Origin of the sequence: Caulobacter sp. LjRoot300, assembly GCF_964253875.1 — a bacterium.
Taxonomy (GTDB): domain Bacteria; phylum Pseudomonadota; class Alphaproteobacteria; order Caulobacterales; family Caulobacteraceae; genus Caulobacter.
The window spans coordinates 119434-133223 of the sequence record NZ_CAXUSA020000003.1; the positions used below are offsets into that span (position 1 = coordinate 119434).

The 13790-nt window shown below is 65.0% G+C and carries 11 protein-coding genes; 5 read left to right on the forward strand and 6 right to left on the reverse strand.

Features of this window, described 5'->3' with window-relative positions; genetic code table 11:
• Positions 1–150: 150 nt before the first annotated feature.
• From ACSQ2G_RS10915 to ACSQ2G_RS10940, 6 genes are all read right to left on the reverse strand, one after another.
• Positions 151–747, reverse strand: a complete 597-nt coding sequence (locus ACSQ2G_RS10915; RefSeq protein ID WP_436030754.1) for a glutathione binding-like protein — start codon at positions 745–747, stop codon at positions 151–153.
• Between the two features lie 200 nt (positions 748–947).
• Complete coding sequence (locus ACSQ2G_RS10920; RefSeq protein ID WP_436030756.1) at positions 948–2954, reverse strand: ATP-binding protein; 2007 nt, start codon at positions 2952–2954, stop codon at positions 948–950.
• Between the two features lie 22 nt (positions 2955–2976).
• Positions 2977–3435: a response regulator transcription factor gene (locus tag ACSQ2G_RS10925; protein WP_310081584.1), complete on the reverse strand. Its 459-nt coding sequence runs from the start codon at positions 3433–3435 to the stop codon at positions 2977–2979.
• Between the two features lie 143 nt (positions 3436–3578).
• Positions 3579–4472 (reverse strand): hypothetical protein, encoded by an 894-nt coding sequence (locus ACSQ2G_RS10930; protein WP_436030758.1) that lies wholly within the window; start codon positions 4470–4472, stop codon positions 3579–3581.
• 28 nt (positions 4473–4500) lie between these two features.
• Positions 4501–4941: a DUF427 domain-containing protein gene (locus ACSQ2G_RS10935; protein ID WP_436030760.1), complete on the reverse strand. Its 441-nt coding sequence runs from the start codon at positions 4939–4941 to the stop codon at positions 4501–4503.
• 240 nt (positions 4942–5181) lie between these two features.
• Complete coding sequence (locus ACSQ2G_RS10940) at positions 5182–6138, reverse strand: LysR substrate-binding domain-containing protein (RefSeq protein ID WP_436030762.1); 957 nt, start codon at positions 6136–6138, stop codon at positions 5182–5184.
• 69 nt (positions 6139–6207) lie between these two features.
• Here ACSQ2G_RS10940 and ACSQ2G_RS10945 point away from each other — a divergent pair, with 69 nt between their 5' ends.
• The 5 genes from ACSQ2G_RS10945 (at position 6208) to ACSQ2G_RS10965 (ending at position 13732) form a co-directional block, all read left to right on the forward strand.
• Entirely contained in the window at positions 6208–6957 is a 750-nt protein-coding gene (locus ACSQ2G_RS10945) for an SDR family NAD(P)-dependent oxidoreductase (RefSeq protein WP_436030764.1), read from the forward strand.
• 138 nt (positions 6958–7095) lie between these two features.
• A complete protein-coding gene (locus ACSQ2G_RS10950; RefSeq protein WP_436030766.1) occupies positions 7096–7881 on the forward strand; it encodes an alpha/beta fold hydrolase in 786 nt (261 codons plus the stop codon).
• Positions 7882–8061: 180 nt separating this feature from the next.
• Positions 8062–8688: a YdeI/OmpD-associated family protein gene (locus ACSQ2G_RS10955; RefSeq protein ID WP_436030767.1), complete on the forward strand. Its 627-nt coding sequence runs from the start codon at positions 8062–8064 to the stop codon at positions 8686–8688.
• 239 nt (positions 8689–8927) lie between these two features.
• The gene (locus ACSQ2G_RS10960; RefSeq protein WP_436030769.1) at positions 8928–9860 is read left to right on the forward strand and encodes an IclR family transcriptional regulator; all 933 of its coding nucleotides are present in this window, start codon (positions 8928–8930) and stop codon (positions 9858–9860) included.
• 494 nt (positions 9861–10354) lie between these two features.
• Entirely contained in the window at positions 10355–13732 is a 3378-nt protein-coding gene (locus tag ACSQ2G_RS10965; protein ID WP_436030771.1) for a TonB-dependent receptor, read from the forward strand.
• Positions 13733–13790 lie beyond the last annotated feature (58 nt).

Genomic DNA, 13790 nt, shown 5'->3' on the forward strand with positions numbered 1-13790 from the left:
GGTCGTGGGTCGATTGGGTGAAAGGGCGAGGGCGGGCTATCCTCGCGTATAGGGCGCCACCGCAGTTCAACGAGGGACCCCGAACCGTCCCGCTGTGGCGGCCGGTCCGGGGTTTGACGGGCGGCCCGCAGGCTCCTGGCCGCCCGCGCCTCAGGCCGCCAAGGCCTCCAGCCCTTCCTGGGCCAGCGCCGTGCGGACGGTCTCGCGCGAAATCATGCGCTGGTAGAAGGCCTCCAGGCGGGGCGGGATCTGCAGTTCGTTGCGGCGCGCCCAGGTCAGCATGACGAACAGGTAGGCGTCGGCGACGCTGAGGTTCGGCCCCAGGAGGAAATCGCTGGTCATGCTCTCGGCTAGGTAGCCCAGGCGCTTGCTGACCTCCGCGGCGGCGCGGGCCTTCTCGTCGGGAGAGCCGGAATGGAAGAACGGTTTGAACCCGCCGTGGATCTCGGTCGAGATGTAGGCCGTGGCCTCGAGCAGGCGGAACCAGCCCAACGGACCCTCCGGACGCAGGCCCGGCGACTGCTCGGCGATCCACGACAGGATGGCGATGTTCTCGGTGATCATCTCGCCGCTATCGAGCACCAGGACAGGGACGTAGCCCTTGGCGTTGACCGCGTCGAAGCTGGCGCCGTCCTGGGTAGTGCGGGTGTGCAAATCCACGCGGATGAAGTCGCAGGCGATGCCGGCCTCAGCCAACGCGATCCGATCGGCGAGGCTGCAGGCGCCGGTGACATAGTAGAGTTTCATGGTCGGCTCTCTAGCGAGGCGGGGAGGAAATTCGGCCTGGAGGCTCTCGCGAACCCGCCGAACCATGGGGCGAACGCTAGGGTGAGGCGCTCCGATGGTCGATTGGACGAAAGGGCGAGGTCGCCCTCTACCCAAGCATAGGTCCCCCCCGCCTGTTCGGAGAAGCTGCCGAACCGGCTATGGCGGGGCTATGCCCGCCTCTACGAAGAGGCGCCGCGGGCTTCGCACATGGCCGGCAGCGTGATCGTGAACAGCGCTCCGCCGTCCGGATGGTTGGCGGCTGTGATCGCGCCGCCATGGCTGGAGGCGATCGATTGGCAAATCGCCAGACCGATACCCATGCCCTCGGACTTGGTGGTGAAAAAGCCGTCGAACACCCGCCCCAGATCGGCGTCAGGGATTCCAGGTCCAGTGTCGCGAAACGTCACGACGATCGAGCCGCCATCATGCAGCCGGGTCGAGATCCGGATCGTGGGTCGATCCACGACGATGGATGTCAGCGCCTGGATGCTGTTGACGAGCAGGTTGACCACGATCTGTTGCAGTTGGACGCGATCGCCCAGGATGCGCGGCAGGTCGGCGGCCAGGTCCAGCGACACCGTGATGTCCTTCTCGTCTGTGTCGTGGCGCACGAAGTTGACCGCCTGGGCGACGGCGTCGTTGAGGTCGAGCGCCAGACGGGCCGGCTCGCGCTTGCCGGCCATGTCCTGGATCCGGTTGATGATGTCGCTGGCGCGGCGCGCGCTCTCGGCGATGCGCTCGGTGAGCTGGGTGACCTTCGCCAGGTTCGGTTCGTCGCGCGCGAGCCAGCGCAGGCTGGTCTCGGCGTTGGTCAGCATGGCCGAGAGAGGCTGCTTGACCTCGTGGGCGATCGACGCGGTGAGTCCGCCAAGGGTCGACAGGCGCGCGGCGTGGGCGAAATCGGCTTCGATCCGCCGGAGCTTGGTCTCGGTCTCGAGCCGCGCGGTGTTGTCGATCATCACGACGATCGTCTCGTCGAACCGCCGCCCGACGCCGGGGAACATCACGACGTACAGAACGTCCTGCAGCCGACCGTCCAGGGTCGGGATCTTGATTTCCTCGACGTGGGAGGTGGCGCCCGCGCAGTGGGCCAGGAACACGCGACGGGCCGCGTCGGGGGCGGCCGCGAAGAAGTATTTGACCGGCCCGATCAGTTGCGATCGATCCTTGGCCCCCATCAGCGCCATCGCCTGTTCGTTGACGTCCGTCACCAGAACGACCTCATGAACCAGATCAATGAGGTCGGGATGATCGGCCAGGTAAGCCGGCACGTCCCCCACACCGCCCGCGCCGTCGGGGACAAGGCGCGTGAGCAGCCTGTCCGCCGCGGAGGCGTCGACCTGCCAGATGGGGATGGGCATGGTCGAGATCATGTTGCGATAGCGGTCCTGGCGAGCCTCCAGCTCGTGCAGCGCGCTCGCCGCGTCCACCTTGCCGCCGATCGTCACGAAAATGGTGTCCTGGCAACGCCGGTCGCCCGCGCGCCAACCGGTCAGGACCACATCGTTCAGCCATCCCGCCGCGCCGATGTCGCGCCTCTCGACCTCGTCGTCGGTCTTCAGCGCCAGGGCGAAGATCAGCTCCGCCAGGAGGGCGCGGCTCTGTTCGGGCCAGAGGGCGGCGATGGGCCGGGTCACCAGATGGTCGCGGTCCATCGGCAGGCCGAACAGGCGGATCGCCGCCGGATTGAGGTCGAGGATCCGAACCGCCTCCAATACGGCGTCCAACTGATCCTCGCTCCATTCGCGCTCGCCCCAGGACGCGGTTCCTGTATCGAAAAGCGCGTGCAGGTTGGCGATGCTGAGTTGCCAACAGGCGGTTCGGTCGTTTCGAGGTCCGCTGGACGAAACCGCTGAAGGCGCGACCGGCGGCTCGCGGGCGTCGCGGTCGCCATACTCGACGACGTCCGTGGCCTGGCCCGACGCATCGACGCGCACGATCAGGCGGACCGCCGCCGCCACCTCGTCGCCGCGCTCCGCACGTCGGCGAAGCGTTCCGCGCCAGCCGCCCGCGTCCAAGATCGATTTCCAGGACGGGCCGTCCACTTGCAGGCTGTCGAAGCGGCGGTCCAGGGCGTCAGCCCGGCTCCATCCGTAGAGCTCGGCCGAGGCGGGGTTACAGTATCTGATCGACCCGGCCAGGTCGTACAGGATCACGCTCTCGGAGGCGTGGTCGGCTAGCTCCATCGCTGGGTCCTCACTCGCGATCTCAGCCGGGTTCGCAGCTTTGGGAGTCGCCGCCCTTGCCCAAAGCCGCGTTGAGATGCCTGAGCAGAACCTGGTCGTTGATCGGCTTGGTGAGGTAGGCCAGCGCGCCCGACGCCAGGACGCGGGCCCGGGTGGCGGGATCGGTCTGAGCCGAAATGATGATGACGGGCAGGGCGGGGTCGAGCGCCTTCATGCGCTGCTGGAGCTGCAGCCCGCTTTCGCCCGCCAGATTGAGGTCGGTGACCAGGCCCGCGAAGCGTCCCGGCGCGTAGGCGGCCATGAAGCTTTCGCCGCCGTCGAAGGTCAGGCAAGCAAAGTCGAACACCTCGATCAGTTCCGACAGGGCTTCGCGCATGGCCTTGTCGTCGTCGACGACCGCGAAAAGAGGCACAATGGACAAGTTACGGGCCCTTGCGCGGCTGGTGTAGCCCCGAGCCTCTTTCATCGGCTCAAATCCCATCTGGCGACACCTATCCAAAGGTCTAGCCCTGATGGGTCTTCGCTACCGCTGTGGCCTGGAGACTATCAGGCGCGAACAGATACATGGCGAAAAGCGCGGGCGTTCCTCATCGAAGGCTTCCGCGCGGTTCGCCGTAAGGGCGATCAGCCGCGGCCAGTCCATGCCTTGGCGCCGAGCCAGCTGGCCAGGTTGAGCACATAACGTTGGGTGTCGGCCATGGCCTGAGGCGTTGTGATCAGGCCGTCGCCGGGCGGCTCGACGACGAAGCTGGGACTGCCCGACCGGATGTCCCAATTGTAGTCGGCGAAATGGTGGAACGTGCTCTGGGCGATCGCCCGTCCGCCGCTCGGCCCGGCCTCGAAGGCCACGGCGATGTTGAACGGGCGGCCCGTGACCTTGCTGGTCCCCGTGGCGATGACGCGGGCGTCCGCTCCTTCCGGCGCGCGGACGCCGCCCTCGTGCGGATGGGAGGGCAGGTAGCGGATGGCGCCGGCGGGGGCGGCCGGGTCGCTCAGCACCGGATGCACCGGCAGGACCGGCGTGATCGTCTGGTAATCGCCATTGGCCCCGGAATGGAAGTTCGGCCACGAGATCGCGGTCGTGTAGGGATCGTCGGGCCTGTGCTCGGCCGGGTCGGGGTGTGGGTTGCGGGTGTGGAAATAGTGCGCCGCGCCGACGCCGCCGAGCGTGCAGATCGACGACCCCAGGTCCATGTGGTCGCGCGTCACCATCAGGCCGCCGCCGGCCTGGCGAAAACGCGAGATCGCGCCGCAGTCCTCGCGCGTCAGCCCGTCGCCGACGTCGACGGCGAACAGCCAGAGCTGGTCGAAGTCGCTGTGGTCCAGGGTCGAGAGCACCGCGTCGGGCGCGCCCAGCGGGTCGCGGTCGCGCAGGGTCACCTCATAGCGTCGCTGGCCGTCGGCCGTTACCTGCGCGGCGAGTAATTGGCCCAGCTTGCTGAAGCGGGCGATGGACCAGTCGTCCGTGGTCGGAGCGATGGTGGTCTGCAGCAGGATCTTGATCGGGGCCGGGCTCATCCTGTCCTCCTCTGGCGTGGGTGTCGCATCAGGTCGCCGGCTCGCGGTCGCGATCGTCGGTCTCGACGGCCTCGTCTTCGATCGCCGAGTCGGCCGGCGTGTGTCCGTGGACCTGGAACTCGACATGTTCGGGACGGAAGGCGATGCGGCCGGCGATCTCGGCGATCTCGGCGAAGACGGCGCCGGGCGTGTCGTAGGACCAGGCGATGTTTTCGACCAGGTGCTGGTCGCGATAGATCGTGAAGTAGCGCGCCTCGCCCTTGTCGGGGTCGCGGGTGATCTTGTCGGTCTGGCTCAGGAAGACCATGAACACGTCCTTGCGCGGGAAGTAACGGACCGGCGGACGGCCGGCCTCGTGCACCACCACCACGTCGTCGCTGTCGGCGATGTCATGGCCTTCGAACAGCACGCGGACGCGACCACGTTCGCGGGCGACGGTGATCGAAGGGCTTTGGTCGGGGGGCGTCATGGCGGGTCTCCTCACTGGCCGACTTGTCGGTGCACGGCGCCTGCGGCCGAGGTCCTGGACCGCGAGCGCCGTGCTATTGAGCCGGACAGGTGGGACGCTCGTCTGCCGCTTCGTCGGCCGTAAGATGAAATCGGAAAAACTCTTACGTTCGTCATCCCTGTCGTGTCCGATTAACACGGCTCGACAGTGTTGGTATCGGCGAGGACCCTCTAAACGGAACTGTACTTTGGTCTAGGTCGACTAACCCTCCTTCGGGGCGTCGGTCGCACGACCGAGCGCCGCCACCTGGTCGGCCACGAAGTCGGCGAACAGTCGCGCTCTCAGGGGTTGAAAGCGGCCAAAGGCGTGGAGGATCTGCAGCGGCGCCGTGGGCAGGGGCGCATGGGGCATGACAATCTCCAGGCGGCCAGCTCGCAGGTCATCGTCCACCGTCCAGCGCAGCAGCTGAGCGATCCCCACGCCGTTGACCGCCGCGGCTCTCAACGCGAACCCCGCGTCGCAATCGAGAACCCCCTCCGGTGAAAGCGTCGAGCCATCCGCGAACGTGATCGGGAAAGGTCGACCGCCGAGCCGGTAGCGGACGTGGCGCGCGCTGCGAAGCGCTTCGAGGGTCTGGGGGCGCCCATAGTGATCGAGATGGCCTGGGGAGGCGACCAGGACCAGCGGCGCCTCGCCGACCGCACGAACCACCAGCTCGGTGTCGTCCACCCTGCCGGCGCGTAGGACCAGGTCATAGCCCTCGCGGATGAGATCGACATGGCGGTCGGTCATGTCCAGCTCCAGGCGGATCCGCGGGTGTCGCTGAAGGAAGACCCGCGTCAGCGGATCCATCAGCAGGCGACCCAGATCGGTGGGCAGGGAGACGCGAAGCCGCCCTTCGGCCGCCGCCGCCGTCTGGACGGTGTCCCGCGCCTCGGCCAGGGCTCGCAGCAGCGGCGTGATCCGCTCGAAATAGGCGGCGCCCTCCGGGGTCAGGTTCAGCGTCCGGGTCGAGCGCGCGAACAGGACGACGCCGAGCCGGCGCTCCAACCGCGCGACGCTTTTGGAGACCGAGGAGGGGGTCGCGCCGGCTGCCCGCGCGGCGGCGCTGAAGGATCCCGCTTCCACGGTGTTGATGAAGGCCGCCAAGCCCGCGGCGTTGTCGAGAGGGTCCACGATCTGATCCATGATGGAACAAAGGCTTTGCCATTGGCCCACCTTATTTGAATTCCAGTCAAGGCTATCTGGGGTGCTCCGTACAGCAACGCCCTTGGAGGCAGCACGAAAATGGACACCCTCATCGACAAGGTCGCCGTGATCACCGGCGGCAACAGCGGCATCGGCCTGGCGTCGGCCGAGCTCTTCGCGCGCGAAGGTGCTTCGGTCATCATCACGGGGCGCAGAGCCGAGGTGGTCGACGCGGCGGTCGCGCAGATCGGTCCCCGGGCCGTCGGCCTGGTCGGCGATGTCGCCGACCTCTCGCACCACGACGCGATCGCCGAGCTCGTGCGGTCGCGTTTCGGCGGCCTGGATATCTACATGGCCAACGCCGGCGTCAACACGATCACGCCGTCGCCGGACGTTTCCGAGGCCGAATACGACGCTCAGTTCGCGATCAACACGCGGGCGGTGTTCTTCGGCGTCCAGAAGATCCAGCCGCTTCTGCGCGACGGCGGTTCGGTCATCCTGACCAGCTCGATCGCCAGCGACAAGGCCCTGGACGGACACGCGGTCTATGCCGGTTCGAAGGCGGCCCTGGGAGGCTTCGCGCGCAGCTGGGCGCTGGAGTTCAAGACCCGCGGGATCCGGGTGAACATCCTGAGCCCGGGCCCGACCGACACCGCGATACTGGACAAGCTCGGCGTCCCGCCGTCCGAGCGCGAAGCGTTCGAAACCGCCGTCGCGGCCGGTATTCCGCTGGGCCGTCTGGGTCGTCCCGACGAACTGGCCCAGGCAGCGCTCTTCCTGGCCTCGGACGCCAGCAGCTTCATTACCGGCGTCAACCTCAAGGTCGATGGCGGCATGACTCTGCTCTAGCACCATCGGTCCCGCGCCCGCGGCGCGGTCGTCCTAAACCTTGGGAGGGGGCGGGCAGGCCCTTTCGCGAGATAGGCGCGGGCCCGCCCGGCGACGCATCCTTCGCGCAAGGCCGCCCCGGCCGCCACGGAGACATCGATGCGCAAGCCCTTCCAAGCCCTGTCGTTCGCCGCCGTCCTCGCCCTGTCAGGCGCGGCGGCGGCGCAAGCCGCGCCGCAAGGCGAAAAGCCGACGATCGTCCTCGTCCACGGCGCCTTCGCCGATTCCTCGGGCTGGAACGAGGTGGTGTCGCGGCTGAACCGGAACGGCTACCGGGTGGTGGCCGCCGCCAATCCCCTGCGCGCCCTGGGTTCGGACGCCGCGACGGTGTCGGCGCTCGTCAAGTCGATCCCCGGGCCGGTCATCCTGGTGGGCCATTCCTACGGCGGCGAGGTGATCACCGAGGCGGCGAACGGCAATGGCAACGTCGAGGCGCTGGTCTATGTCGCCGGCTTCCTGCCCGAGGCCGGGGAATCGGCGCTCTCGCTGTCCGGCAAGTTCCCGGGCGCCACCCTCGCAGCCGCCCTGGCGCCGGTGGCGCTGCCCGACGGCGACGAGGACTTCTACATCCAGCCCGCCAAGTTCCAGGCCCAGTTCGCCGCCGACGTGCCGGCCGCCAAGGCCGCCCTCATGGCCGCGACCCAGCGTCCGGTGACGGGACGCGCGCTTGCCGACATGGCGACCGCGCCGACCTGGAAGCGGCTTCCGTCATACGTGATCTACGGTTCGGCCGACCGCAACATCCCCGCCGAAACCCAGCGGTTCATGGCCGAACGGGCCCACGCACGCAAAACCGTCGCGGTCGAGGGCGGCTCCCATGCGCTGATGGTCTCCCACCCCGACAAGGTCGCCGCGCTGATCGAGGACGCCGCGTCGGCCAGGTGAGGCCTTGCCTACGGATTTTCCGCAAACCACGAACCTGTCCGGATGATCGGCATGGGCCTTAGCGCGAGGACAACAATGGATTTCGAGGGCCGACCTTGCGTCTCCGCTGTCCCAGGCTAGAACTGTCTCGACTCCGGGCGACTGACACAAGGATCGGTCGGGCTGACGGTGAATGTGACCATGGCGATGATCACCAACCCTGACGACTTCTTCACCAAGGGCTGCGGTCGGTGCGCCAGGTTCGCGACGACGGACTGTTCGACCCGGCAGTGGATCGACGGGCTGAACGACCTGCGCCGGATCTGCTTGGACGTTGGATTGGAAGAAACGGTGAAATGGGCCCACCCGTGCTACATGCGCGCTGGGCGCAATATCGCGATCTTCGGAGCGTTTCGGGGCGACTTTCGGCTCAGCTTCATGAACGCGGGCCTTCTCGTCGACAGCGAGGGCGTCCTGGAGCCTCAAGGTCCCAACAGTCGAACGCCGGGCATGATCCGCTTCACCGCTACGCAGCAGGTCGGCGAGCGGGAGGCGGTGATCCGGGCCTATCTGCGGCAGTTGATGGATCACGCCGAAGCGGGAACCAGGCCCACGAAGACCGACCGCGAGGTCGATATGCCGAACGAACTGGTCGAGGTGCTGGATGCGGATCCGGAATTGGGCGAGGCCTTCCACGCGCTGACGCCAGGTCGCCAGAGAAGCTACCTGTTGGCCCTGAACCAAGCCAAGCAGCCTTCGACCCGCCTGGCGCGGATCGAGAAGTTCCGCGGCAAGATCATCGCGGGGAAGGGCGCTCTGGAGAGATAGGCGGGCGATGTTGTGTCCTCCGCAAGGAGATCGAGCGGTCCATATCCGCCATCGTGAACGGCCCGTGTCCGAACCTTTCGGGCGCCGCCGCTTGATATCCTGCTGAAGATCGACGATCGTTCGCGGGCGACTATGCCGCCAAGGCGCTGCGTCTAACCTTGGAGTGAACTCAAGAACGTTCGACCTGATCATTTCCCTGTCGTCGCTCGGGTCGGTCTGATTGTGCGAGCTGCTTGCAAATGCAAAATCCATGGGATACCCATCTCGGCATGGGTGCCTCCTCCTCGAAACACAATCAAGAGCCGCGTTCCGCGCCGAAAACCTATTCCGCGCCGGCGCTCGAGAGGGGCTTCAACGTCATCGAACTGCTGGCCCAGGCGCCTCGCGGCCTGACGGCCAGTGAAATCGCCGCCGGCCTGGACCTTTCGATCGGCGAGATCTTTCGAATCATTGTCGTCATGGAACGTCGCCGATGGTTGAATAAAGATCCGGAAACGGATCAATATAGTGTAAATTCCAGAATTCTGGAGATCGTATTCCGCGCAACGCCGGCCGAAGAGCTCACGGTCATGGCCGGCCCGCACATGCGCGAACTCGCCAATAAGATTGATCAATCTTGCCACCTGGTGATGCCGAACGGTCGGCGAGGCCTTGTCGTGCTGAGGCAACAAAATCCCGGTGACATCGCCTTCATCGTAAGGCTCGGCGCGGACTTGGATCTCGTGAGGAGTTGTTCGGGCCAGGTGCTGCTGGGCTTCGGCGACGATGCGTGGGTCGCCGATGTTCTCGAAGCGGACACGGCCTTGTCCCCCAAGGACCGCGCGGCCGTGATGAACCGTCTCAAGCTTGTCCGCAGCCGCGGCTTTGAAATGCGACCCAGCGCGCGGACCAACGGCGTGACCGATATCAGTTACCCGATCTTCGGGCTTGGCGGCCGCGTCGTCGCCGCCTTGACCATTCCCTTCATGGCTCGCATCGACGGCTCGCCGGTCTTCGACGAATACGCCGCCCAGGCCGAGCTGGCGTCGACCGCCAAGCGGATCTCCACGGAATTGGGCTGGTTCGAGCGGGATGAACGCATCGTTCCCTTGTCGGCCGATGGCCGTGCGGGAGCAGGGGTGGCGAAAAGCAAGCCCAGAAGGTTGCGGCTGAAGGACAATTTCCCGGCCTAGGTCGCCGCGCTGGCTCTGGGCGCGACGCTGAAGACCAACGGCGGTCCCGGCTTGTGATCGTCTGCGCGCCTGACTGGGGCGTCGGGAGCTTCGTGCAGGAAACTGGCGGCCGGTTTTCCGAAAGAGCGATGTAAAAACAATAGGCTAGAGCCGGTCGCGTGATCTTCGGACCACGCGACCGGCTCTAGCCGTAAACCGACTCGCCGTCGATCCATGATCCGGCGACCAAGGGGGGCGGCCCCTCGCCAAGCCGTTCTTGAAAGCCGGATGAGCACCCGTTCCTGGCCGGCGGATTCGGTTTCGATCTGGCTCAGGCCGGCCCCGGTGAGGCCCGTCTGGTTGCGACCAAAGCGCCCGGTCGCGCTCCAGCCTGGCCTTTCCGCATCGCCGCCCATGAAATGTTGTTGACCTGTAAAAAATAAAAACAGATAGCATATGTGAAAGTGGCGTCGAAGAACCGGCGCTCGAAGGAGACCCTGGGGAGGGGAGTTGACGTGAGAAATTCGATCCGCGCGCGCCATTTGCTAGTTGCCGGCGCTTCGCTTGGTGTTCTCTGCGCGCTGGCCGGGCCGGTCGCGGCGCAGGACAAATCGGCGACGCAGGACGCGCCCTCAGCGGCCAAGGACGACCAAGTCGTCGACACCGTGAAGGAAGTGGTCGTCACCGCGCGCCGCAAGGCGCTGCAGAGCGCCATCGAGATCAAGCGGAACTCCGACACGCTCGTCGACTCGGTCGTCGCCGACGAGGCCGGCCAACTGCCTGACGCTTCGATCACCGAAGTTCTTCAGCGCGTGTCGGGCGTGTCGATCTCGCGTTTCGCGCCGGGCAACGGCGGAAACACCGCGTTCCAGATCGAAGGTACGGGCATCACCGTGCGCGGCCTTCCCTTCAATTCGAGCATGCTCAACGGTCAGCAGGTGTTCAGCGCCAACGGCGCAAGCGCCATCAGCTGGAACGAAGTCACGCCCGAATTGATGGCGGGGGTCGATGTCTACAAAGGCACCCGCGCCGACCTCATCGAAGGGGGCGCCTCCGCGGTCAATCTTCGCACCCATCTGCCCTTCGATTTCAAGGATAGCCAGGTCAACCTCACCGCCGGCGGCAGTTACGGCACCCAGGCGAAAAAGGCTTCGCCCCGCGCTTCCGCCATGTTCTCGAAGCGTTTCGACACCAACATCGGCGAATTTGGCGTGTTGTGGGATCTGGCCTACAGTCGTCTGCACCAGCAAAGCAGCGACCTGCAGGTGGGCGCCATGTTCGCCCAGTATGTGCCGACCTCCACGCGCGACGATGATCTGGCCTTTGTTCCCAGCACGTTCAAGTGGAGCACGGACAAGAGCAAACGCGACCGGTACGGCTTCTATCAGGCCCTTCAGTGGAAGCCGACTTCGAACCTGACGCTGACCAACACCGTGTTCTTCTCGCAATATGTCGAGGATAACCACGGCAACAGCGGTTCCTTGGGGGGGAACCCATCCGCGTCATCCGCAGTCATGCCCGCCGTTGGCCGCCCGGTCGAATATGACGCCAATGGCGCCTTCCGCAAGGGAAGCCTCACGGTCGGGTCCACCGGCAATGCGGTGGAGTTCCAGAACATCACCCCCAGCTGGGTGCCTAGCTGGTACCAGCTCAATTGCGGCGCCACCTATGGCGCTCCCGCATCGTCGATCCAGTGGGACTGGTCGGTTGATGGGGGGGTGGATCCGTCCACTCTTCCCGCGGGTTCACCCCGGCTGGCGCAGTGCGGTCCCCCCACCACGCTGAACCCCACCGGCGGCGCGACGGCGTCGCACAGCAAGAGCTCCACGCTGGATATTTCGCAGAGCTTCGTCTGGACCCCTGGGGACCGGGTGGCCGTGCGTGGCGGCGCGCAATATGTTTCTTCCCGCATGACCGGGCAGAGCATGTTTGTTGGCCTCTCTCAGGTCAGCCCGCTGGTTACTTCGCTGGACGTCGATCTGACGGGCTCGCTGCCGGCTGTGTCTGGCATATCCTCTGCCGGCGTGCTCGATAAGAATACGGCGTACCTGGCGTTCATGGGCTATCACAAACCCAAGAATGAAGGGGCGATGGTGGCCGCCCATATCGACCTCGAATACCGGGTCAGCGACGATGGATTCCTGCGTAGCATCACGTTTGGCGCTCGTACCGCCAACCGCAGCGAAAACGACAACTTCGCGGGAACGTATTTCACACCGCTTGGTCAGTCATGGATGGGGAAAAATTTCGGGACCCATCCCGGGGACCCGACGTTTGGGCCGGGGAATATTCAATATCTCAGCAACCCGAATGTCCGGCAGTCGGATTATCAAGTCGCCACCTTCCCGAATTTCTTCGGCGGCAAAGCGGCTGTCCCGTCACAGATTTTCGTTGCCAGCGACTCGCTCATGCAGAGCTATGACTGGTACCATTTGCTCACGACGTATAATGGTGAGGTCCCTGGCGGGACCGCGGATCAGTATTGGACGCATAACCTCGATCAGGGCCTGAACAAGACCGATAGCCGCATCGTCAACAAGGCTGCCTATGTTCAGGCCAAGTTCGCGCAGGATGGTATCGGATTCATTCCGGCGTTCTCGGGAAATATCGGCGTTCGTGTATTCCACGATTCCCTGCGGGCGAGCGGTCTTCTGCAAACGCCGGACGCTGATAGGCTTGTTTTGAGCGTGGCGGACAGCACGGCATACTTCAACGCGCAGCAGTTCCCGGGTGCGTCGAACCCGTACCCGACGGCCTATTATTTTGACAAAACTTATGCCATGCAGCACCGCAGCTATAGTTACACGCGCGTTCTGCCGGCGTTCAACATCAAGTTCGACGTCTCCGACAAGTTCATCATTCGGGGTGCGGCGTCGAAGTCGTCTGCTCCGCCGAATCTCAATGATATTCGCGCGGGCGGCGTCATCGACGCCAGGACGCTTCCAAATCCTACCAATTCGCTGGCGCCCCCCATTCTCACGGGTTTTACCGCCCGCGACTCGGGCGCAAATCTGAAGCCAACCATGATCACCAGTGAAGATCTGGCGTTCGAATTCTATCCGTCGTCGTCCAGCTTCTTCTACGCCAGCGTGTTCGCCAAGCAGATCGAGGATCATCCGCAGTTCTATTCGTTCATCGCCAGCAATCTTCCGGTTCCGGGGACGGCCTACGCCAATGGTCAGACCCCCCCCACCGTGGGGTCGACGAATCCGGACACGGGGACACCGGCGAGCCTGGATCTTCCGTGGCTCTACATGCAGAACAGGACGTCGACGGAGAAGGCCACTATCAAGGGCTTCGAGATCGGTGGCCGCAAGTTCTTCGACCGGCTGCCGGGAGTGTTCCGCGGGTTCGGCATCGAAGGCAACTTGACCTACATCGACAGCAGCAACCCTGCCCAGCAGGCCAACAATATGTTGAGTCCGGGTCTCAATCCGGACGGCACGGTGCCGCAGACCTACCCCAACCTTCCCTACGCCGGATTGTCGAAGTGGGCTTACAACATCCAGCTGCTGTACAGCTACCAGAAGATCAACTTCCGTCTGGCGTACAACTGGCGCGACAAGGCGTTGCTGTCGACCAATGTCAATCCGCTGTCCTATACGACGAGCGGCGGCAATCCCTACACGCTCAACACCAGCCCGACCAACTTTGACTCGGCTCACTCCTATCCCGTGTACAACATGGTTCCGGCCTACATGGCGGCGGCCGGCTACCTGGACATGGGCTTCGACTACAAGCTGAGCGAAAAGGTCTCCATCTCGTTCAACGCCAACAACCTTCTCAATACCAAGTCGAAAACCCTCCAGGAGCCCATACCTGGCGTGTTCGAGCCCTACGACTATAACGTCAGCGATCGCCGCTACGAGGTCACCATGCGGGCGCGCTTCTAACGGCCTGAACGGGGAAGGGCGCTTCATCGGGAAGCGTCCTTCCCTTTTCGACTACAGT